Annotated in this window: 15 protein-coding genes; 7 read left to right on the top strand and 8 right to left on the bottom strand. The window is 57.8% G+C overall.

From position 1 onward, the window contains the following. Positions 1–99: 99 nt before the first annotated feature. The gene (gene yegD / locus AB6V08_RS09990) at positions 100–1,452 is read left to right on the top strand and encodes a molecular chaperone (protein ID WP_368542508.1); all 1,353 of its coding nucleotides are present in this window, start codon (positions 100–102) and stop codon (positions 1,450–1,452) included. Positions 1,453–1,490: 38 nt separating this feature from the next. Here yegD and AB6V08_RS09995 read toward each other — a convergent pair whose 3' ends face one another. The 8 genes from AB6V08_RS09995 to ecpA form a co-directional block, all read right to left on the bottom strand. Next, a complete protein-coding gene (locus AB6V08_RS09995; protein WP_368542509.1) occupies positions 1,491–2,960 on the bottom strand; it encodes an EAL domain-containing protein in 1,470 nt (489 codons plus the stop codon). Positions 2,961–3,287: 327 nt separating this feature from the next. Beyond that, complete coding sequence (locus AB6V08_RS10000) at positions 3,288–3,761, bottom strand: hypothetical protein (RefSeq protein ID WP_368542510.1); 474 nt, start codon at positions 3,759–3,761, stop codon at positions 3,288–3,290. After that, positions 3,736–4,467, bottom strand: coding sequence for a transcriptional regulator (locus tag AB6V08_RS10005; RefSeq protein WP_368542511.1), 732 nt, complete (start codon positions 4,465–4,467; stop codon positions 3,736–3,738). The genes AB6V08_RS10000 and AB6V08_RS10005 overlap by 26 nt, the downstream gene beginning before the upstream one ends. 101 nt (positions 4,468–4,568) lie before the next feature. Next, positions 4,569–5,249, bottom strand: a complete 681-nt coding sequence (locus tag AB6V08_RS10010; RefSeq protein ID WP_368542512.1) for a molecular chaperone — start codon at positions 5,247–5,249, stop codon at positions 4,569–4,571. Then, complete coding sequence (locus AB6V08_RS10015; RefSeq protein ID WP_368542513.1) at positions 5,246–6,859, bottom strand: fimbrial protein; 1,614 nt, start codon at positions 6,857–6,859, stop codon at positions 5,246–5,248. Before AB6V08_RS10015 ends, AB6V08_RS10010 begins: the two co-directional genes overlap by 4 nt. A gap of 4 nt (positions 6,860–6,863) precedes the next feature. Beyond that, positions 6,864–9,356: a TcfC E-set like domain-containing protein gene (locus AB6V08_RS10020; protein ID WP_368542514.1), complete on the bottom strand. Its 2,493-nt coding sequence runs from the start codon at positions 9,354–9,356 to the stop codon at positions 6,864–6,866. Positions 9,357–9,412: 56 nt separating this feature from the next. After that, positions 9,413–10,087, bottom strand: a complete 675-nt coding sequence (locus AB6V08_RS10025; RefSeq protein WP_368542515.1) for a hypothetical protein — start codon at positions 10,085–10,087, stop codon at positions 9,413–9,415. Positions 10,088–10,138: 51 nt separating this feature from the next. Continuing rightward, positions 10,139–10,723: a common pilus major fimbrillin subunit EcpA gene (gene ecpA, locus AB6V08_RS10030; protein ID WP_023336292.1), complete on the bottom strand. Its 585-nt coding sequence runs from the start codon at positions 10,721–10,723 to the stop codon at positions 10,139–10,141. A 715-nt stretch (positions 10,724–11,438) separates the two neighbouring features. Here ecpA and AB6V08_RS10035 point away from each other — a divergent pair. The 6 genes from AB6V08_RS10035 to baeR are packed head-to-tail and all read left to right on the top strand — an operon-like array spanning position 11,439 to position 22,421. Further along, entirely contained in the window at positions 11,439–12,686 is a 1,248-nt protein-coding gene (locus AB6V08_RS10035) for an MdtA/MuxA family multidrug efflux RND transporter periplasmic adaptor subunit (RefSeq protein WP_368542516.1), read from the top strand. Then, complete coding sequence (locus AB6V08_RS10040; RefSeq protein ID WP_368542517.1) at positions 12,686–15,808, top strand: MdtB/MuxB family multidrug efflux RND transporter permease subunit; 3,123 nt, start codon at positions 12,686–12,688, stop codon at positions 15,806–15,808. Before AB6V08_RS10035 ends, AB6V08_RS10040 begins: the two co-directional genes overlap by 1 nt. Continuing rightward, entirely contained in the window at positions 15,809–18,886 is a 3,078-nt protein-coding gene (gene mdtC, locus AB6V08_RS10045; protein ID WP_368542518.1) for a multidrug efflux RND transporter permease subunit MdtC, read from the top strand. Then, the gene (locus AB6V08_RS10050) at positions 18,887–20,302 is read left to right on the top strand and encodes an MFS transporter (RefSeq protein WP_368542519.1); all 1,416 of its coding nucleotides are present in this window, start codon (positions 18,887–18,889) and stop codon (positions 20,300–20,302) included. Further along, a complete protein-coding gene (gene baeS, locus AB6V08_RS10055) occupies positions 20,299–21,702 on the top strand; it encodes a two-component system sensor histidine kinase BaeS (protein ID WP_368542520.1) in 1,404 nt (467 codons plus the stop codon). The genes AB6V08_RS10050 and baeS overlap by 4 nt, the downstream gene beginning before the upstream one ends. Beyond that, positions 21,699–22,421, top strand: coding sequence for a two-component system response regulator BaeR (gene baeR / locus AB6V08_RS10060; RefSeq protein WP_368542521.1), 723 nt, complete (start codon positions 21,699–21,701; stop codon positions 22,419–22,421). Before baeS ends, baeR begins: the two co-directional genes overlap by 4 nt. Positions 22,422–22,576 lie beyond the last annotated feature (155 nt).

Below are 22,576 nucleotides of genomic sequence, written 5' to 3' on the forward strand. Positions count from 1 at the left end.
CCGAAGAGGCGTCTTTCGCTTTGCTTTCATATTCCTGTTGTCGCAGACGAGACATTTCGCTAAAGTCTCGCCCCTTCTCACTGGCATGGGGATTCCTACGTGTTTATTGGATTTGACTACGGTACAGCAAACTGCTCGGTTGCCATCATGCAAGACGGACAGCCGCAGCTCCTGAAAATGGAAAAAGAGAGCACGCTGCTGCCGTCTATGCTCTGCGCACCGACCCGTGAAGCGGTCAGCGAATGGCTGTTCCGCCATCATCAGGTTCCGGCTACCGCGGCGGAAACCCAGGCGCTGCTGCGCCGCGCGGTGAGCTTTAACCGTGACGAAGATATCGACGTCACGCCGTCCAGCGTGCAGTTTGGCCTCTCCTCTCTCGGGCACTACGTTGAAGATCCGGAAGAGGTCTACTTCGTTAAATCACCAAAATCCTTCCTCGGTGCCAGCGGCCTGAAGCCGCAGCAGGTGGCAATGTTTGAAGATTTGGTGTGCGCCATGATGCTGCACATCCGCAATCAGGCGCAGACCCAGGTAACGGAAACCATTGACCAGGCGGTGATTGGCCGTCCGATTAACTTCCAGGGCTTAGGCGGCGATGAGGCCAACCAGCAGGCGCAGGGTATCCTTGAGCGTGCGGCGCACCGGGCGGGCTTTCGCGACGTGGTGTTCCAGTATGAGCCGGTTGCGGCAGGGCTGGATTTTGAAGCCACGCTGCGGGAAGAAAAGCGCGTGCTGGTGGTGGATATCGGCGGCGGGACGACGGACTGCTCTCTGCTGCTGATGGGCCCGCAGTGGCACAATCGCCGGGATCGCGAAAACAGCCTGCTCGGACACAGCGGCTGCCGCGTTGGCGGTAACGATCTGGACATCGCCCTGGCGTTCAAAAGCCTGATGCCGCTGCTGGGCATGGGCGGGCAGACGGAAAAAGGCATCGCCCTGCCGATCCTGCCGTGGTGGAACGCGATCGCCATCAACGACGTTCCGGCCCAGAGTGATTTTTACAGCACCGCCAACGGCCGCTTCCTGAACGATCTGGTGCGCGATGCCCAGGACGCCGACAAGGTCGCCCTGCTCTACAAGGTGTGGCGTCAGCGTCTGAGCTACCGCGTGGTGCGCACCGCCGAGGAGAGCAAAATCGCCCTCTCGGATCGCCCCGAGCACGCGATTGCCCTGCCGTTTATCAGCGACGATCTTGCCACCGCCATTACGCAGCAGGGGCTGGAAACGGCCCTGGCGCAGCCGCTGCAGCGCATTCTGGAACAGGTTGAGCTGGCATTGGAAAATGGCAAAGAGAAGCCGGACGTGATTTATTTGACGGGGGGAAGCGCCCGTTCACCGCTGATCAAGAAAGCGCTGGCGGAGCAGCTGCCGGGAATACCGATTGCGGGTGGCGATGACTTTGGCTCCGTTACCGCCGGTCTGGCGCGCTGGGCGCAGGTGATGTTCAGCTAAAAACCGTCGCCCCGCCGTATGATGGGGGGCGAGCGGATTCAGGGTGCGGTAAGGCGCGGATTGTGCTGGTTATCCTGCCCTGAAGACTTCTTTTCCCGGACGGGCCTCTCGATACTTTCACACCGCCTCATAAAGCCTTTGAACTCGGCCAGCGCCACCGGGGGCATAAAAAAGTACCCCTGCTGGTAGTCGACCTGATTATCCACAAGCCAGTCGCGCTGGTAGTCATATTCCACCCCCTCGGCCACGGTTTGCAGCCCCAGAATGGCGGCCAGGTTTATTATCGACTCCAGCATCGGCAGCGACTGCTCGTGCGCGTGGATGCCGTTGATAAAGGTCTTGTCGATTTTAATCACATCGAGTTCAAGCTCGTTCAGATAGCAGAGATTCGCATACCCGGTGCCAAAATCATCCAGCGCAAACAGCACCCCGCGGTTGCGCAGGGAACGGATCAGCTCTTTTATTGCCGGCGTGACCACCAGCGTCTGGTTTTCGGTTATTTCTATCATCAGCTTTATCGGCAACGATTCCGTTAACTCTAAAAAGTTAAGGCACTCCCAGTAAAAGACGGGATTGCTCAGGCTGGAAGGGCTGACGTTAAAGGCGACAAAAAAAGAGTGTCCGTGCCAGTGAACGCTGTGATTTAAATCGCTGGCGACCTTATTCATTAAATAGCTGGTCAGCTCATTAATAAGCCCGCTTTTTTCCGCCAGCGGAATAAACTCGCGCTGGGAGATGGCGTAATTATGCCCCAGCGGCCAGCGCGCCAGCACCTCTACCCCGCTCAACTCTCCATTGCCGCCAACGATTGGCTGATAAAACGGAATAATTTCCTCATTTTTCAGCGCCAGGCTCAGTCGGTCGGCCTCGTTATTATCCCCGGCATAGCGCGGCGGCTTTTCATTTCCGCTGATTCTCTCTGCCAGCAGGCCGTTGCGGGAAAGAAAAATAATGGACTCGTTGAAATTATCAAACTCCAGACGATGGGTTATTTTATCCCGATAGCGATAAAGCGATTTCACCGCCAGCGAATTCGCCCGGCAAAATTCCTCCTGGCCGGTTCGGGTGAATGAGGCATTCAGCATCTCCTGTTCAAAATCACTCAGGCGAAATTCATCCACAAAGCCGATTCTGGCAAGCGCACCGTTTTCAGCATTCGCCATCAAAATATCCTTCAGCGAATCAATGACGGCATCAGCCCCCAGTCTGGCATCGATAAACTCCGCGTATTCAAAGCCTCGGTTAATACATTTATTTTCACTCAGCCTAATCACCACGCTGTTGATATTGATAAACTGACTGCTGTTTCTTTGCAGCCATCTTTTAACCAGGCCAAACGGCATTCGGCTATCAATAATTAACAGACAGGTTTTGTACTGGGGCGTGGAGATATCAGAATCGCTGATATAGGTTCCGGTATCCACCAGTATCAGATTAGGTAAAAATGACCTAATCCCTGAGAAAAGATAAATGTCATAACTAAGCAGGAAGACCTTTTTCGTGTTCATAATCATCACCATCATGGTTTTAATTGCAAAGGCTACCCCTCCCTCAAATAGAGAGAACATTCACAATTGATTCGGTTTCCAACGACATACATGTCAGCTAATTACTATTCTCATTGCAAAGCTAAGGAAAAGCTTTTTATATCCCCCGGGCTACGATTGCGGTTGGTATTAAAATGATAAGAATATTCCTATCACCAGAACAGGGAATTTTCTTAGCTGCGGCAAAAACAAACAAATGCCCTTACATTCACAATCAGACAAAATAAAATATCAAAAACAAAACAATCCACCGAGCTAAATACCTGTAAAACATTGTAAAGCAGAGAATCACTTCGCCCGACAGACGATCAGCGTGCGGCGCAAGTCCCTGATAGCATACACATTGTCGTCGATATGGATGACCTTGTAATAAAACAGCTTCTGTTTTGACATCAGCAGATCCGTTATCGCGTCCGGCAGATCGTCATTATCATTTTTCACTATTGCCAGGCGCTCTGTACGCAGATATCCGTCGCTGTCCTTGCCTAAAAAACGCAGCGACGTGGTGCGATTCACGGCGTACTGTTTATCATTTACGTCCAGCACGCCCACCTGCGACAGCATCCCGTCTTTTTCCGAAGAGATCCTGAATACCTGGAGAACTTCTCCCTTTATTTTTATCCCGTCTTTTTGCGTGTCCAGCTCGAGATGGTATTTAGAGGTGCAGACCAGCGCCGCCGGGTTTGCCCCGCGGTGAAGGACAATGAAAAACAGCGCGACCAGCGCGGCCACGATGCTAATAAAAATAATTTTGGCACTCATACGCCACCTCTTTTTCATCCACCATACAAATACTGAAAAAATGTTCTTTCAGCTTATTGCCCTTAGACAGGCTGTTATCGTCATAAAATATGATGGCTTTCTTCGTGCCGTTACAAATGCGGTCAAACCCTTCCCATCTTTGGGAATGCAGAAACTTAACTATTTTCTCCGATGAATTATCATCCATGGTATAGACTTCGCAGACGCCGGTATTTGAAACATGCACCACGCCGTCGTTATTGCGAAACATAACGGTGAGAAAAATACCTGCGCCCCCCACTAAAACCAGAGCAACAATAATCCAGACTAAAACTATTTTTTTCCATGAAAACGTCACCGCAGAATTAACGGGCGCGACCTCTTTCTCAGTAGAACACACGACCTCTTTGCGGTTATCACTCACCTGCGCCTGAAAAATAAACCCTTCTCGCGGGATGGTGATAATAACGTCATCCACGCCCAGTGAAGAAAATGCCTTACGCAACAGGCTAATACTTTTATTAAGACTATGGCCGGATGGATTCATCCCATACTTAGCCCAGACTTCTTCTATAATCAGTTCCCTGCTTAATTGTCGGGTATTATTTACAATAAAAAAATCCAGTAACCTTGCCACCGAAGCGGAAAGGACAAGCTGTTGATTTTGTACGCTCAACTCTCGTTTCGTTGAGTCGTACAAAACCCGACCATTAATTATCTTTCTCATTCAGGTAAACTCTTATATTTTTCTTTCATTATGCAAGCAACCTATACAGAGTATATTTACCTTATACAGGTTAGCAATATAAGAATATTTTTATTTAGATTTTATGAGCCAGGTTTAAAACACGCACTGCCAACAGGGATATACTTGTGCAAAGCGACAATGAACTTTTTATTTTCATTTTTTAGCCCGCTGCTGCGATACGTTTCTCCGGGGAGAACGTAACGGATAGTGGCCTCATCATCCGTTGAATTGCACCCCTGCTGCACGATGATTTTAAAAAAGGTGTTCCCGGTATTTTTAAGCACCCCGGCATGCTCGTCCAGGGTGTAGCGCAGGTCGATCTTTCTCGGGCGCACCACCAGTATCGTATCCAGGGCGATAGCCGGTATCGCTTCGCTTCTTTTCCCGCTGTTGCGCTCCGGGAACATCGTGACGGGCAGCTCCGTGAACTGCACCCGGTAATAGCGCTCCTTATCATCCTGCGGGCCGCGGTAGAAAATCTTAAAAAACTCCCCGGCGTCCGGCGCCAGCGAAAACGTCAGCGGCGCAAAGATCAGCTCTCCTTCTTCTATATCCTGACGCTTCTCCCCGCCCGGCCCGGGCCTGTCAATTTTCACCGCGGAAATGCGATACACATTCTGCTTTTTGCTGTCGTTAAAAATGCGTTTGCTGATGAATGACTTGTCCGCAGGCATCTCGTAAATCGTGGAATCGAGATACAGGGCGTGCGCCGAAAAGCTCAGCAGCGCCGCACTGATGATTGCCGCATATCCCCACTTCATTTGGTGACGCCCAGCCAGTTGGCGGTGACTTTGATTTCGCCGCTGGCGCTGACCACGCCTTCCCAGTCGGAGCCTGATACCGTCAGCGCCGAGCGGGAGTCGTTCATTGGGAACAGCAGCGACAAGTCGGTGCTGAAGTAGCTTCCGTCATCGGTGTTATTCCCATCCCACGGCGTTTGCTGCCACAGCGCATCGTTGAGGCTGATGGGCGCGTCGCCGCAGCTGTTGCGCACCTGCGTCAGGCTGCCAGACTGGTTGCTGTACTGCAGATACGCCGGGATCGGCACGCTGATCCCGCCCTGCGCGGAGGTAAACAGGCAGTACGGCGTATTGTTAATGGTCGTGGTGTCTCCCGTGACCTGGGCGGTAATACTGTCCGCCTGACGCGGGCCGGAAACGGTGACGACATAGTCCATGCCAATCGGGGTATCATCGCCGATGGTGCCGCTGCCGCTTGCCGACGTGGTGTTATTCGACGAGACAATGCTGATGCCATACTCCTTCGGAATAATGTTCAGCTGCAGCGACGGCGTGAACTCGTAATGCCCCGACTCCGGCGTTAAGCCATTGCGGAAGGCAAAGGTAAACGGCTGGCTGTTGGTAATGCTGTAGCCCGAGTCGACAAGGTTTTTAAGAAACGTCTTCGACAAAAAGAGATAGACGTAGTGGCCGTCCGTTGAGAAGACGTTGTAATAGGCCGTCGTCGCGCTGAAGTTATACCAGTTCGAGCCGTTGCCGGAATAACGCACCGTGGACGCCGCCGGGGTAAAGCCCAGCGCGGTGGAATCGATATAGGCCCTGAAGGTGAGCGAGGCGGTCAGGTTCGCGGTCTGCTGAAGGCTGTAGCTGACCATTTTGCAGATCACGCCGCTCACGTTTCCGACCACCCCCAGCTCGCAGGCGCCGGAGTCATTGGTAATGCTCGGCGTCCCGTCGCTGGCGATCCACAGCTCCTGGAAAGCGCTGGTGGATTCCAGCGCCAGATGGCCGCGCTTGGTTAAGGTGTAGTTCACGTAGTTCCAGCGCCCGGTGCTTTGATCCTTACAGCGCGCGCCCCCCGCGTAATCATAGTTAACCGAGGTATAGCAGCGGTTAAAGACGTAAGTTTCGCTGCTGCCGGTCGGCATCGCGCGGAAATATTCGTAGGCCGAATCGCTCAGCGATGCAAAGCCGTACGCCCCGCCCACCACGCCCGCAACCGAGCCGACCTGCGCGTGGTAGAAACCGTTGCTGTCCCGCCCCTGACCGGAGATATAGCCGGACGTCGGGCATTGCGTACCGCTGTAGCAGCGGATGCCGTTAAACGGCCCGTCGATCGGCGAATTATCGATCCACATGTCCTGATAGTTATTCGCCGGCGCCGTCCAGCTCACGTAGCCGAGATAGCCGAGGCTCACCTGCGAGGTGCCGTATTTCACCCAGGTGTTCGATCCGCTAAAGCGAGGATCGAGCGCCGAGGGGGTAATGAAATACTCGCCGTCGACGGCGTTTTCAATAAACAGATAGTTATTGCTGACCGAGCCGGACGAGGTCGCGGTCAACGCTTTCGCCGTCAGCGGGGTTAATGCACCCGCAACGAGTAGCGGAAGAATAAGGTTAATATTTTTCATAGCATTATCTCTGCGCCATAGTCGATTGCAGCGCGCACTGCACGTCCCCGACCCACGCTGCGCCGCGGGCTTTTTCCAGATCTAAATCGGCTTCGCAGATGTTGCCATTCGCCGAAACAAGGGTAATGACGGGGAATTTCTTATCGATATCAATCGCGAATTCACCTTTCGCATCGGTGCGCGTTTTACCGATGTGGTTATGGATATCGGTATTGGCCGCGAGCTGTCCGTTCGGATAGCGCACGCGCCCGAAGACGGTCACCATGCTTTTCACTTCCGGCGCCACCACGCCCACGTTGCCCGGATAGAGGTTCAGCGACTGCTTACGCCCGGAGACAATATCGAAGCTGTCCTCGGAGTTGCGGTCGTTCATGATCTCCAGCTTGTACTGGGCGTAAGGCGGCAGCGCGATAAAGTTCGATTTGCCGCTCAGCACGTAGTGGCGGTTATTGATTTTTGCCGCCAGCTTGCCGTCCCCTGCCAGCCCGGTTTTCACGATGATGCCGGAACGCTGGCGCTCTTTGCTGAGGCCAAAATCGCCCCCCGCCCAGGCAACCGATCCCTGGGAAGAGAAGTTCAGGTTGGTGGCGTTATCCGCCGAACGGGTAACGGAGACCGTCCCGGCGTTGTATTTGGTGGCGTAACTCATGTTGCCGTTCACGGAATAATCGTTGCCGTAGTTCTGCTCGCCGCTCAGGCGGGTGGAGGCCGCGATCCCTGCCGAGGTAATTGGCCCGTCTTCAAACTGCTTGCGGGCGCTGATGTTGCCCTGGGTTGCGCCGTAACGATCCCGCGATGCCCCGACGCTCAGCCAGGAGGCCAGCGGCAGCGAGAAGTCGAGGCTGACGTAACGCTCCTGGCGACCGTCGTCATTCCGGTTGTTGTAGTAATAGCGCTGCACCCCGGCGCGCAGGCCGACGGTGGCGTAACGCCCGGCGTACAGCGTGGTGCTGTAGTCCAGGTTGCGATATTTGTTGCCCGAGTAGCGGTTTTCCGTCTGGCTCACGGTCAGCGATCCCCCGTGCGGAATAAAGCGCCCGAGGTTAATCGTGCCGCCAATGGAGTAGTTATCGCGCTCCTGCACCGGCAGGCGGTCGCCAATTTTGCTGTCCTCGCGTGACGCCCACACCGCGCCAAACCCGCCGGGAGCGTTGAGGCTTACGCTGCTGACGTTGCGCCAGGTGCCGTCGTTTGCCACCAGCGTTTGGGTGCCCAGGCTCACATATTCATTGACGTTTAAGGTCAGGTCGGTTTCGTTAACGGCATTCGAATCAAAGCCGTACAGCGTGGACTTCACGTTCAGGCCGGAGAGGATCGCCAGCGTCAGAGAGGCCGCGCCGCCGGCAATCCAGGTCTGCTCGCTACCGGCATTGTGGTAGTGGTTGCGCCTGTAGCTTACGCGGTCGTAGTCCAGCGATCCGCCGAACACCTGCCATGAGAGCTGGTCCAGCCCGGCGGCCTGCTGGCGCGCAAAGATTTTATTCACGCGGCTGACCCGGGTATTCACCGTGCGACCGTTCACCACGATATCCACCGTCACGTCGTACACCCCGTAGGGAAAACGGCTGGTGTCAATTTCGTAGCTGCCCATGTTGAAGTTCTGCACGCTGAGCAAACGCCCGTCGCGGAAGACGTGGACTTCCCCGGCGGCCGGAAGAAAGACCGTAATGGGGGTCAGCGACAGCGCGGTATTTTCCACCACGGTGCTGCCTTTATTGCCGTAGCTGGCGCCGTAGATTTTTCCGCCGTTCAGCGCGTTCAGGCTGGCAATGGACTGCACGTTCCACGTATCGAGCATCCCCAGCGCCAGGCGATAGCCTTCATAGTCGCGCTCGTACATCGCGCGATAGACCTTGCTTGAACTGTTGCTCTCGCCAATACCGTATACCGAACCGTTAACGTTGAAGTGGTGCTCCCGAAGCGACAGGGTGTTATCCAGCGTTAAATAGCTGCGCGAGCTGCTGCCATTTTGATAGTCGTTGTAATAGGTGCCGAAATTGTAATTGAGCACGTTCGTGAGCCTGTCCACGCTGGACGGGCCTAGCAAGGTGCTGCGCGCCACGACCGCCTCGGTCAGCGCGTCCCGGCTGACGATCATCTCCAGGTGAAACGACGACACGTTCAGCTGCAGGCGGGCTTCCGGCGTCAGGGCAATCGCGGTGTTATCGACAAATTTTGCGTCAGCGATTTTTTCCACCATGGCGCGGGTTTTATCCGACAGCACGGCGTTATTTGGCAGATCGGAAACCATAATCGACTTCACGGTAATATTCCCGTCGACCAGAGAGATCACCGCGTCCGCAATTTTCTGCTGACTCTTTTCGTCCGTTTCCTGATAGCGAATAAACACCGGAACCGTCATTCCCTGCTCCAGCGAACGGGCAAACGCGCCGGGAATAACGTATTTCCCGATCTTCACGGGCGCGGAATGTGCAAAGCCTGGTGTTAACGCTAACGAGAGAAATACACTTCCCCCAACGAGATATTTAAATGACATACGCATCCTTACACATCGGCATTTTAATTTTTGGTACCGGTAATGGCGTTATGTTTTTACTTCACTGTAATAAATTGCTTGCCGTGCCAGATGCCAATACGGGTACGGCTGTTCGACACATCGCTTTTTTGCAGCCTTATTTTTGTGCCCGGCATAACGTAATAACGCTCGCGGCAGCCCCTGCCCTGATCCTGCGCCTTGTCCTTGCAGGCGCCGTAGGCAATCACGCGGAAGGAAACATTGCCGGTATTGGTAATCAGATCGCCCTGACGGCTGTAGTCGAAGCGCTCCCTGCGCGGGGCAACCACCAGAATGGTGCCAATTTCCGCTGAGGCCGTGGCCGTCGCGGCTTTACCGGCTTTGGTTGTGGCGCTTTCGCTGATCGGCTCGTCTATCCACTGCAGGCGGTAATAGCGCTCTTTATCATCCTCCGGACCTTTATAGAAAAAGCGGAAAACGTCTTTGGCCTCGCCAGGAAGAATAAGGTTGGCGGGCGTCGATAATAATTCACCGGGATTCACGTTCAGCTCTACGCCGCCGGGCAGCGGAGAGGAGAGTTGTTTTACCGTCACGCTGACGTAGCGCGCGGAATCCGTCGTGTTGATAATTTCTTTCGATAATGAACTCGCTTCGGAAGTCATTATCGACGTGATATCACCCACATTAATTGCCCAGCTGGAAAAGGATGTGGCAATCCCTACCAACATGGCTATTGGCACATATTTAGTCATTACTTATTTCCTGAGAAAATTCGGGAGAGTGACTCTCCCGAATTTTATGCATTACGCTGGGGTGGTCCAGGTCGCGTTGAACTGTACCTTCACATCGCCAGTCCAGTAGCCGTCAGGCAGCGCTGAGTAATCGGTTACCGGGGTCGTACCGTCAGAGGTCGCTGAGGAGATGGAGAACTTGAAGCTGGACTGATCGCTCACGCGCTCAGCGCCGTTATAAGCACCATCCGCCATCAGGCTTTCGAGGCCAGAGGTAGAAGAGGAGTTAACCAGTACGGTTTCAGACGCGCTGGAAAGCGCATTGCCGTTCCATGCCACGCCCACGTCCAGCGTAGACGCATCGCCGCTTGCGTTGGTCAGCGTATTGCTGATGACCTGTGCAGTCAGCTCGAAATCTGTCGCACTTTCTTGTCCCTGAATGGTTACGTCAAAAGCGCCGTCCTGAGTGTTAAACCCGTTCAGACCTTCCGCATACTGGAAAGTCAGAGAGTTCAGCGGAGTAACAACCAGCATGCTGGTCGTATCTTTTGTAGCAGTAGCATCCCAAGACGCCGTAGCAGATGCAGTCACATCAGCCATTGCATTTGCAGCTGCGAATACAGAAACCAGAGAGGCCACCAGTAATAACTTTTTCATTTTTTTCTCCTGAGAACAAACGCGCAACCAGGCACTCTTTATATAAGAACCAGGATGCTCCATTTAATTGCGAGCGGGATTTGCCGCGCCAAAAAATTATTATTCGAAATAACCTTCCCCACAACACCACAAAATACGAAAAACCTTAACATTTCTAAGAATTTTCTTATCAATAATCGGTTAGCAACGCTTAATGATAAGATTAAAATCTGATTAATATCTGTTTAATGGTTTTTAATTCCGCATTTAACGCAAATTAACGGTTTTAAATCTATTTTGATTTTTTGATACAAATCAAATTAGAAAAAGAGCACGAAAAAGCCAAAAAGCATTATAAATCAATAAACTATTGAAGTCGCATTAAAAGAAAAGTGTTTGTTAAAGTTTTGCTAAAAATATGCATCAATTTAGTGTGTGCGGGAAAATTCCTATACCATATTAATAATGACAGGAATATTCCTGGACTATTAATTAATAATAAACACTAGGCATCTGGTTATATTTTTGAACGAAGCGGAATAACTTCGGAATATTCCCCGAATAAAGAAATATTCCTGGAGTAAAACAGCCTCCGTGAAGCGACACGCAGCGGGGCCGCGCCGGCACCATTCAGACAATTCCATACGGTCTTCCATATTTCCTCCATTTTTCTGCCGTCTTGCCTGACTAAACTAGTATCATTCCCCGAAGTGTTTCAGGATGAGAACGTATAACGATGAAAGGCAGTAACAAATCCCGCTGGGCAATCGCCGCCGGCATCATTGTGGTGGCCCTTGCCGCCGCCTGGTACTGGCACAGTCAATCCGCCGATCCCGCCGCCCCCGCTGGCGCCACCAGCCAGCCGCAGCGTCCATCCGGCGGCGGGCGTCACGGCATGCGCGGCGGCGCGCTGGCGCCGGTTCAGGCTGCCACGGCGGTCAGCAAAGCGGTTCCTCGTTATCTCTCCGGCCTCGGCACCATTACCGCCGCCAACACGGTGACGGTGCGCAGCCGCGTCGATGGTCAGCTGCTGGCCCTGCACTTCCAGGAAGGCCAGCAGGTGAAGGCCGGCGATTTGCTGGCTGAAATCGACCCGAGCCAGTTTAAGGTCGCGCTGGCTCAGGCCCAGGGGCAGCTCGCCAAAGATAAAGCCACCCTCGCCAACGCCCGTCGCGATCTGGCGCGCTATCAGCAGCTGGTGAAAACTAACCTGGTGTCGCGTCAGGAGCTGGACACCCAGCAGGCGCTGGTCAGCGAATCCCAGGGCACCATTAAGGCCGACGAAGCCGCCGTAGCCAGCGCGCAGCTTCAGCTCGACTGGAGCCGCATCACTGCGCCCATTGACGGTCGCGTGGGGCTGAAACAGGTTGATATCGGCAACCAAATCTCCAGCGGCGACACCACCGGGATCGTGGTCATCACCCAGACCCACCCTATCGACCTGGTCTTTACCCTGCCGGAAAGCGATATCGCCACCGTGGTTCAGGCGCAAAAGGCCGGCGGCGCGCTGGTCGTGGAAGCCTGGGACCGCACCAATAAGCAGAAGCTGAGCGAAGGTTCGCTGCTGAGCCTCGACAACCAGATCGATACCACCACCGGCACCATCAAGCTCAAGGCACGCTTTAATAATCAGGACGATGCCCTGTTCCCGAACCAGTTCGTCAACGCGCGAATGCTGGTCGCCACCGAAGAGAACGCCGTGGTGATCCCTTCCGCCGCCCTGCAAATGGGCAACGAAGGCAACTTCGTCTGGGTGCTCAGCAGCGACAACAAGGTCAGCAAGCATCTGGTGAAAACCGGGATCCAGGACAGCCAGACGGTCGTCATCAGCGCCGGGCTCTCCGCGGGCGACCGCGTGGTGACCGACGGTATCGACCGCCTGACCGAAGGGGCGAAGGTGGAAGTGGTTGAAGCCCACGACGGCACGGCGCCCGCCGAACAGCCGGCTAAGCCTGAACGCCAGAAACAGGGAGCGACCTCCTGATGCAGGTGATGCCACCGAGCTCTACAGGTGGGCCGTCACGCCTGTTTATCATGCGCCCAGTTGCCACCACGCTATTAATGGTGGCGATCCTGCTTGCCGGGATCATCGGCTATCGCTTTCTGCCCGTTTCGGCACTGCCGGAAGTGGATTACCCGACCATTCAGGTCGTCACCCTCTACCCTGGCGCCAGCCCGGACGTGGTGACCTCTGCCATTACCGCTCCGCTTGAGCGCCAGTTCGGGCAGATGTCCGGCCTGAAGCAGATGTCCTCGCAAAGCTCCGGCGGCGCGTCCGTGGTGACGCTCCAGTTCCAGCTTACGCTGTCGCTGGACGTCGCCGAGCAGGAAGTGCAGGCCGCGATCAACGCCGCCACCAACCTGCTGCCGTCCGACCTGCCTAACCCGCCGGTCTACAGCAAGGTTAACCCTGCCGATCCGCCCATCATGACGCTTGCGGTCACCTCGTCGGCCATGCCGATGACCCAGGTGGAAGACATGGTGGAAACCCGCGTGGCGCAGAAAATTTCCCAGGTCTCCGGCGTGGGGCTGGTGACGCTGGCGGGCGGGCAACGTCCGGCGGTGCGCGTGAAGCTCAACGCGCAGGCCATTGCCGCGCTCGGCCTCACCAGTGAAACCATCCGCAGCGCCATCAGCAACGCCAACGTCAACTCGGCGAAAGGCTCCCTCGACGGCCCGACCCGCGCGGTTACGCTGTCCGCTAACGATCAGATGCAGTCTGCGGACGAGTATCGTCAGCTGATTGTGGCCTATCAGAACGGCGCCCCGGTTCGCCTGGGCGACGTGGCGACCGTTGAGCAAGGGGCGGAAAACAGCTGGCTGGGGGCGTGGGCCAACAAGCAGCAGGCCATCGTGATGAACGTCCAGCGCCAGCCGGGGGCGAACATCATCGATACCGCCGACAGCATTCGCGCCATGCTGCCGCAGCTTATTGAAAGCCTGCCGAAGTCGGTGAGCGTGAAGGTGCTTTCCGACCGCACCACCAACATTCGCGCCTCGGTCAGCGACACCCAGTTCGAGCTGATGCTGGCGATTGCGCTGGTAGTAATGATCATCTACCTGTTCCTGCGCAACGTGCCGGCGACCATTATTCCCGCCGTCGCCGTGCCGCTCTCGCTGGTGGGCACCTTCGCGGTAATGGTGTTCCTCGACTTCTCGATCAATAACCTGACGCTGATGGCGCTCACCATCGCCACCGGGTTCGTGGTGGATGACGCCATCGTGGTGATCGAGAACATCTCGCGCTACATCGAAAAAGGCGAAAAACCGCTCGCCGCCGCCCTGAAGGGGGCCGGGGAGATCGGGTTTACTATTATTTCCCTCACCTTCTCCCTGATTGCGGTGCTGATCCCGCTGCTGTTTATGGGGGATATCGTCGGGCGTCTGTTCCGTGAATTCGCGGTGACGCTGGCGGTCGCCATTTTGATCTCGGCGGTGGTCTCCCTGACCCTGACGCCGATGATGTGCGCGCGCATGCTGAGCCACGAATCCCTGCGCAAGCAAAACCGCTTCTCGCGCGCCTCCGAGCGGATGTTCGAGCGCATTATTGCCGCCTACGGTCGCCTGCTGGCAAAAGTGCTGAACCACCCGTGGGCGACGCTCGGCGTGGCGCTCGGCACGCTGGCGCTGAGCGTGATGCTGTGGATTTTCATCCCTAAAGGCTTCTTCCCGATCCAGGACAACGGCATTATTCAGGGCACGTTGCAGGCGCCGCAGTCGGTGTCGTTTGCCAGCATGGCCCAGCGCCAGCAGCAGGTTTCTGAAATCATCATGAAAGATCCGGCGGTGGAAAGCTTAACCTCCTACGTCGGCGTGGACGGCACCAACCCGTCGCTGAACAGCGCCCGTCTACAAATCAACCTTAAACCGCTGGACGATCGCGACGACCGCGTGAACGCCGTGATTGCGCGTCTGCAAAACGCCGTCGCCCGCGTGCCGGGCATCGAGCTGTATTTGCAGCCGATACAGGATTTGACCATCGACACCCAGGTGAGCCGCACCCAGTACCAGTTCACCCTGCAGGCCACCACGCTGGATGCGCTCAGCACCTGGGTGCCGCAGCTGGTCGACAGGCTGAAGGCCCTGCCGCAGCTCTCCGACGTCAGCAGCGACTGGCAGGACAAAGGGCTGGCGGCCTACGTTAACGTCAACCGCGACAGCGCCAGCCGTCTGGGCATCACCATGGCGGACGTGGATAACGCGCTGTATAACGCCTTCGGCCAGCGTCTGATCTCAACGATTTACACCCAGGCCAACCAGTACCGCGTGGTACTGGAGCACAACACCGACAACACGCCGGGGCTTGCCGCGCTGGACTCGGTGCGCCTGACCAGCAAAGACGGCGGCATTGTGCCGTTAAGCGCTATTGCGAACGTCGAGGAGCGCTACACGCCGCTCTCCATCAACCATCTGGACCAGTTCCCGTCCACCACCATCTCGTTCAACGTGCCGGACAGCTACTCGCTGGGCGAAGCGGTGGAGGCTATTCTGTCAGCGGAAAAAGATCTGAGCTTCCCGACGGATATTCAGACCCAGTTCCAGGGCAGCACCCTGGCGTTCCAGGCGGCGCTCGGCAACACCATCTGGCTGATTGTGGCCGCCGTGGTGGCGATGTACATCGTGCTCGGCGTGCTGTACGAAAGCTTTATTCACCCGATCACCATCCTCTCTACCCTGCCGACCGCCGGCGTGGGGGCGCTGCTGGCGCTGATGCTGGCGGGCAGCGAGCTGGACGTGATCGCGATAATCGGCATTATCCTGCTTATCGGGATCGTGAAGAAAAACGCCATCATGATGATTGACTTCGCCCTCGCCGCCGAGCGCGAGCAGGGCATGGCGCCGCGCGACGCGATTTTCCAGGCGTGCCTGCTGCGCTTTCGTCCGATCCTGATGACCACCCTCGCCGCCCTGCTCGGCGCGCTGCCGCTGATGCTGAGTACCGGTGTCGGGGCAGAGCTGCGCCGTCCGCTGGGGATTGGCATGGTGGGCGGCCTGCTGCTGAGCCAGGTGCTGACGCTGTTTACCACGCCGGTGATTTACCTGCTGTTTGACCGCCTGGCGCTGTGGGCGAAAAGCCGCTTCCCGAAACGTGAAGAGGAGGCGTAAGTGAAGTTTTTCGCCCTCTTCATTTACCGCCCGGTGGCGACGATTTTAATCTCGCTCGCCATCACCCTGTGCGGCGTGCTCGGCTTTCGTCTGCTGCCGGTGGCTCCGCTGCCGCAGGTGGACTTCCCGGTGATCATGGTCAGCGCCTCCCTGCCGGGGGCGTCGCCGGAAACCATGGCGTCGTCCGTGGCCACGCCGCTGGAGCGCTCCCTCGGGCGCATCGCCGGGGTCAACGAAATGACCTCCAGCAGCTCCCTCGGCAGCACGCGCATCATTCTGGAATTCAGCTTCGACCGGGACATCAACGGCGCGGCGCGCGACGTGCAGGCGGCGATCAACGCCGCGCAGAGCCTGCTCCCGAGCGGCATGCCGAGCCGTCCAACCTATCGCAAGGCCAACCCGTCCGATGCGCCAATCATGATCCTGACGCTCACCTCGGACACCTACTCGCAGGGGCAGCTGTACGACTTTGCCTCCACGCAGCTGGCGCAGACCATCGCCCAGATCGACGGCGTGGGGGATGTCAGCGTGGGCGGCAGCTCTCTGCCCGCGGTGCGCGTGGGGCTGAACCCGCAGGCGCTGTTTAACCAGGGGGTGTCGCTGGACGACGTGCGCACCGCCATCAGCAGCGCCAACGTGCGCCGGCCGCAGGGGGCGATTGAAGACGGCAGCCACCGTTGGCAGCTCCAGACCAACGACGAGCTGAAAACCGCCGCCGAATACCAGCCGCTGATTATCCACTACAACAACGGCGCGGCGGTGCGCCTGAGCGACGTGGCCAGCGTCACCGACTCGGTGCAGGACGTGCGCAACGCCGGGATGACCAACGCCAAACCCGCCATTTTGCTGATGATCCGCAAGCTGCCGGAAGCCAACATCATTCAGACGGTGAACAGCATTCGCGAGCGGCTGCCGGAGCTTCAGGAGACCATTCCGGCGGCGATTGATTTGCAGATTGCCCAGGATCGCTCCCCGACCATCCGCGCCTCCCTTGAGGAGGTAGAGCAGACGCTGGTGATCTCCGTCGGGCTGGTGATCCTGGTCGTGTTCCTGTTCCTGCGATCCGGGCGCGCGACGCTGATCCCGGCGGTCGCCGTGCCGGTGTCGCTGATCGGCACCTTCGCCGCCATGTACCTGTGCGGCTTTAGCCTTAACAACCTGTCGCTGATGGCGCTCACCATCGCCACCGGGTTCGTGGTGGATGACGCCATCGTGGTGCTGGAAAATATCTCCCGGCATCTCGAAGCGGGGGTCAAGCCGCTGCAGGCCGCGCTACAGGGGACGCGGGAAGTGGGCTTTACCGTGCTCTCCATGAGCCTGTCGCTGGTGGCGGTGTTCCTGCCGCTGCTGCTGATGGGCGGGCTGCCGGGGCGGCTGCTGCGCGAGTTCGCCGTTACCCTCTCGGTCGCCATTGGCATTTCGCTGGTGATTTCATTAACGCTCACGCCGATGATGTGCGGCTGGATGCTCAAGCGCAGCCAGCCGCACTCCCAGCCGCGCCGCAAAGGGTTTGGCCGTTTCCTGATGGCGATGCAGGAAGGCTACGGCAGGTCGCTCAAATGGGTGCTGAACCACACGCGGATTGTCGGGCTGGTGCTGATTGGCACGATTGTGCTCAACGTCTGGCTCTATATCTCGATCCCAAAAACCTTCTTCCCGGAGCAGGATACCGGGGTGCTGATGGGCGGCATTCAGGCCGACCAGAGCATCTCGTTCCAGGCGATGCGCGGCAAGCTGCAGGACTTTATGAAAATCATTCGTGAAGATCCGGCGGTGGACAACGTGACCGGGTTTACCGGCGGGTCGCGCGTTAACAGCGGGATGATGTTTATCACCCTCAAGGCGCGCGGCGAGCGCAACGAAACCGCGCAGCAGGTGATTGACCGCCTGCGCGTGAAGCTCGCCAAAGAGCCGGGGGCGAACCTGTTTTTGATGGCCGTTCAGGATATTCGCGTTGGCGGTCGTCAGTCCAACGCCAGCTATCAGTACACGCTGCTGTCGGATGATTTAGCCGCCCTGCGCGAGTGGGAGCCGAAGATCCGTAAGGCGCTCGCGGCCCTGCCGCAGCTTGCGGACGTGAACTCGGATCAGCAGGACAACGGCGCGGAAATGGCGCTCACCTACGATCGCGAAACCATGTCCCGGCTCGGCATTAACGTCGAGGCGGCCAACAGCCTGCTGAATAACGCCTTTGGCCAGCGCGAGATCTCCACCATCTACCAGCCGATGAACCAGTACAAGGTGGTGATGGAGGTTGACCCGCGCTATACCCAGGACATCAGCGCGCTGGATAAAATGTTCGTGATCAACAGCGACGGCAAGGCGATCCCGCTGTCGTACTTCGCCAGCTGGCAGCCCGCCAACGCGCCGCTGTCGGTTAACCATCAGGGGCTGTCCGCGGCGTCCACCGTGTCCTTTAACCTGCCAACGGGTTCGTCGCTATCCGAGGCCAGCGACGCCATCAACCGCGCCATGACCCAGCTCGGCGTGCCGTCCACCGTGCGCGGCAGCTTTGCGGGAACGGCGCAGGTGTTCCAGGACACCATGAACTCGCAGGTGATTTTGATTCTGGCGGCGATTGCGACGGTCTATATCGTGCTCGGCGTGCTCTATGAAAGCTACGTCCATCCGCTGACGATCCTCTCCACCCTGCCGTCGGCGGGCGTGGGGGCGCTGCTGGCGCTGGAGCTTTTCGGTGCGCCCTTTAGCCTCATCGCGCTTATCGGGATCATGCTATTAATAGGCATTGTGAAGAAAAACGCGATCATGATGGTCGACTTTGCGCTGGAGGCGCAGCGCAACGGCAACCTGACGCCGGAAGAGGCGATATTCCAGGCCTGTCTGCTGCGTTTTCGCCCGATCATGATGACCACGCTGGCGGCGCTGTTTGGCGCGCTGCCGCTGGTGATCTCCGGCGGAGACGGCTCGGAGCTGCGCCAGCCGCTGGGGATCACGATTGTCGGCGGTCTGGTGATGAGCCAGCTGCTGACGCTCTACACGACCCCGGTGGTGTATCTCTTTTTCGACCGCCTGCGGGTGCGTTTTTCGCGTAAAAACAGAGAAACGGTAAACGGGTAAATGACTGAGCTTCCCAACAATGTTCGCTGGCAGTTATGGATTGTCGCCTTCGGCTTTTTTATGCAGTCGCTGGATACGACCATCGTGAACACCGCCCTCCCCTCCATGGCGCGCAGCCTGGGGGAGAGCCCGCTGCATATGCATATGGTGATAGTCGCCTACGTGCTGACGGTGGCGGTGATGCTGCCCGCCAGCGGCTGGCTGGCGGACAAAGTGGGGGTAAGGAATATCTTCTTTACCGCGATCGTGCTGTTTACCGTGGGTTCGCTGTTTTGCGCCCAGGCCAACACGCTCGACCAGCTGGTGATGGCGCGGGTATTACAGGGCGTCGGCGGGGCGATGATGGTGCCGGTCGGGCGCTTAACGGTGATGAAAATCGTTCCGCGCGAGCAGTATATGGCGGCGATGACCTTCGTGACGCTGCCCGGGCAGGTCGGGCCGCTGCTGGGCCCGGCGCTGGGGGGCGTGCTGGTAGAATACGCCTCCTGGCACTGGATCTTCCTCATCAACCTGCCGGTGGGCATCGTCGGCGCGATTGCCACCCTGACGCTGATGCCGAACTACACCATGCAGACCCGCCGCTTCGACTTTATCGGCTTTATCCTGCTTGCCGCCGGGATGGCGACCCTGACCCTGGCGCTCGACGGGCAGAAAGGGCTGGGGATCTCCTCCCTGAGCCTCGCTATTCTGGTGTCCATCGGCGTGCTGTCGGTGCTCTGGTACGTGTGGCACGCCAGGGGCAACGATCGGGCGCTGTTCAGCCTGTCGCTGTTTAAAAATCCCACCTACCGCCTTGGGCTGTTCGGCAGCTTTGCCGGGCGCGTGGGCAGCGGAATGCTGCCGTTTATGACCCCTGTGTTTTTGCAGATTGGGATGGGCTTCTCGCCGTTCCACGCGGGGCTGATGATGATCCCGATGGTGCTTGGCAGCATGGGCATGAAGCGCATCGTGGTGCAGGTGGTGAACCACTTTGGCTATCGCCGGGTGCTGGTGACCGCCACGCTTGGCCTGGCGCTGGTCAGCCTGCTGTTTATGGGCGTGGCGCTGATGGGCTGGTACTACGCCCTGCCGCTGGTGCTGTTCTGCCAGGGGATTATCAACTCTATGCGCTTCTCGTCGATGAACACCCTGACGTTAAAAGACCTGCCGGACGAGCTGGCCAGCAGCGGCAACAGCCTGCTGTCGATGATCATGCAGCTCTCCATGAGCGTGGGCGTGACCGTCGCGGGCCTGCTGCTCGGCATGTACGGGCAGCATCATCTCAGCGTCGACACCCCGGTGGCGCATCAGGTCTTCTTATATACCTACCTCAGCATGGCGGTGATTATTGCCCTGCCCGCTTTTATCTTTGCCAGAGTGCCGAATGACACCAGCAAGAACGCTGTTATCCGACGCGGCAAAAGGAGTGCTCCATGAAATTCTGGCGTCCCGGCATCACCGGCAAGCTGTTTGTGGCGATTTTCGCCACCTGTATCGTCCTGCTGATCACCATGCACTGGGCGGTGCGGGTCAGCTTCGAGCGCGGGTTTATTGACTACATCAAGCACGGCAACGAACAGCGTTTACAGGGGCTGAGCGACGCGCTGGGGGAGCAGTACACCCAGCACGGAAACTGGCGCTTTCTGCGCAACAACGACCGCTTTATCTTCCAGATCCTCCGCTCGCTGGAGCACGATAACGACGACGACCGCCCCGGGCCGGGAATGCCGCCCCACGGCTGGCGCACCCAGTTCTGGGTAATAGACCAGGACATGCGGGTACTGGTTGGCCCCCGTGCCCCGGTGCCGCCGGACGGCACAAAGCGGGCGATTACCTCTGACGGCGCTATCGTCGGCTGGGTGATTGCCTCTCCGGTGGAGCGCCTGACGCGCAACACCGATATCAACTTTGACCGCCAGCAGCGCCAGACCAGCTGGCTGATCGTCGCGCTCTCTACCCTGCTTGCCGCCCTTGCCACCTTCCCGCTGGCGCGCGGCCTGCTCGCCCCGGTAAAACGGCTGGTGGAAGGCACGCACAGGCTCGCCGCCGGGGATTTCTCGACCCGCGTGGACACCCGCAGCCAGGATGAACTGGGCAAGCTGGCGCAGGATTTCAACCAGCTCGCCAGCACGCTGGAGAAGAACCAGCAGATGCGCCGGGACTTTATGGCCGATATTTCCCACGAGCTGCGCACCCCGCTGGCGGTACTGCGCGGTGAGCTGGAGGCCATTCAGGACGGCGTGCGCCAGTTCACGCCGGAGTCCGTCGCCTCGCTGCAGGCGGAAGTGGGAACGCTGACCAAGCTGGTGGACGATCTGCACCAGCTTTCCATGTCCGACGAAGGGGCACTGGCCTATCAAAAAGCCCCCGTGGACGTGATCAATATTCTGGAAGTCGCCAGCGGCGCCTTCCGCGAGCGCTTCGCCAGCCGCAATCTGAAAATTGTCCTCTCGCTGCCGGACAGCGCCGTGGTGTTTGGCGACCGCGACCGTCTGATGCAGCTGTTCAACAACCTGCTGGAAAACAGCCTGCGCTATACCGACAGCGGCGGCGCGCTGCATATCTCGGGCAGGCAGGAAGACGGACGCTTTGCGCTGACCTTCGCCGATTCCGCCCCGGGCGTGCAGGACGCGCAGCTGGAGCGGCTGTTCGAGCGTTTTTACCGCACCGAAGGCTCGCGCAACCGCGCCAGCGGCGGCTCAGGTCTGGGGCTGGCGATTTGCGTCAACATCGTCGAGGCGCACAGCGGCACCCTTCGGGCCGCCCATTCGCCTTTTGGCGGGGTTAGCATTACAGTAGAGTTACCTCTGGAACGGGAATTATCGAGAGAAGCATGACCGAGTTACCGATTGACGAAAACACGCCCCGCATTCTGATTGTGGAAGATGAGCCTAAGCTTGGGCAGTTACTGATCGACTATTTACGCGCGGCGAGCTACGCCCCGTCGCTGATTAACCATGGCGATCTGGTGTTGCCCTACGTGCGCCAGACCCCGCCGGATCTGATCCTGCTGGATCTGATGCTGCCGGGCACCGACGGCCTGACCCTGTGCCGGGAAATTCGTCGTTTCTCCGACGTACCTGTCGTGATGGTGACCGCCAAAATCGAAGAGATCGACCGCCTGCTGGGGCTGGAGATCGGCGCGGACGATTACATCTGCAAACCCTACAGCCCGCGCGAAGTGGTCGCCCGCGTGAAGACCATTCTTCGCCGCTGCAAGCCGCATCGCGAGCTTCAGGCGCTGGACGCCGAAAGCCCGCTGATTGTCGACGAAAGCCGCTTCCAGGCGAGCTGGCGCAGCAAGCTGCTGGACTTAACCCCGGCGGAGTTTCGCCTGCTGAAAACCCTCTCCCACGAGCCGGGAAAAGTCTTTTCCCGCGAGCAATTGCTCAACAACCTGTATGACGACTACCGCGTGGTCACCGACCGCACCATCGACAGCCACATCAAAAACCTGCGGCGCAAGCTGGAAGCGCTCGACGCCGACCAGTCGTTTATCCGCGCGGTGTACGGCGTGGGGTATCGCTGGGAAGCGGACGCCTGCCGGATTGCGTGACAAATCCACTCCCCTCACCCCGGCCCTCTCCCCAAAGGGGAGAGGGTGAAAGACCACACCGAGCAGTCCCTTTCCCAAGGGGGCGAGGGTAAAAGATGACACCTAGCAGTCCCTCTCCCCAAAGGGGCGAGGGTCGAAGATCGCTCCGACCAGTC

It is taken from the genome of Enterobacter soli, assembly GCF_964208575.1.
In the GTDB taxonomy this organism is placed as follows: Bacteria; Pseudomonadota; Gammaproteobacteria; order Enterobacterales; family Enterobacteriaceae; genus Enterobacter; species Enterobacter soli_A.

Excerpts from the sequence above, each read along its gene's own strand:
- AB6V08_RS09995 (WP_368542509.1), bottom strand. The coding sequence starts at position 2,960 with ATGAACACGAAAAAGGTCTTCCTGCTTAGTTATGACATTTATCTTTTC.
- AB6V08_RS10000 (WP_368542510.1), bottom strand. The coding sequence starts at position 3,761 with ATGAGTGCCAAAATTATTTTTATTAGCATCGTGGCCGCGCTGGTCGCG.
- AB6V08_RS10005 (WP_368542511.1), bottom strand. The coding sequence starts at position 4,467 with ATGAGAAAGATAATTAATGGTCGGGTTTTGTACGACTCAACGAAACGA.
- AB6V08_RS10010 (WP_368542512.1), bottom strand. The coding sequence starts at position 5,249 with ATGAAGTGGGGATATGCGGCAATCATCAGTGCGGCGCTGCTGAGCTTT.
- AB6V08_RS10015 (WP_368542513.1), bottom strand. The coding sequence starts at position 6,859 with ATGAAAAATATTAACCTTATTCTTCCGCTACTCGTTGCGGGTGCATTA.
- AB6V08_RS10020 (WP_368542514.1), bottom strand. The coding sequence starts at position 9,356 with ATGTCATTTAAATATCTCGTTGGGGGAAGTGTATTTCTCTCGTTAGCG.
- AB6V08_RS10025 (WP_368542515.1), bottom strand. The coding sequence starts at position 10,087 with ATGACTAAATATGTGCCAATAGCCATGTTGGTAGGGATTGCCACATCC.
- ecpA (WP_023336292.1), bottom strand. The coding sequence starts at position 10,723 with ATGAAAAAGTTATTACTGGTGGCCTCTCTGGTTTCTGTATTCGCAGCT.
- AB6V08_RS10035 (WP_368542516.1), top strand. The coding sequence starts at position 11,439 with ATGAAAGGCAGTAACAAATCCCGCTGGGCAATCGCCGCCGGCATCATT.
- AB6V08_RS10040 (WP_368542517.1), top strand. The coding sequence starts at position 12,686 with ATGCAGGTGATGCCACCGAGCTCTACAGGTGGGCCGTCACGCCTGTTT.
- AB6V08_RS10050 (WP_368542519.1), top strand. The coding sequence starts at position 18,887 with ATGACTGAGCTTCCCAACAATGTTCGCTGGCAGTTATGGATTGTCGCC.
- baeS (WP_368542520.1), top strand. The coding sequence starts at position 20,299 with ATGAAATTCTGGCGTCCCGGCATCACCGGCAAGCTGTTTGTGGCGATT.
- baeR (WP_368542521.1), top strand. The coding sequence starts at position 21,699 with ATGACCGAGTTACCGATTGACGAAAACACGCCCCGCATTCTGATTGTG.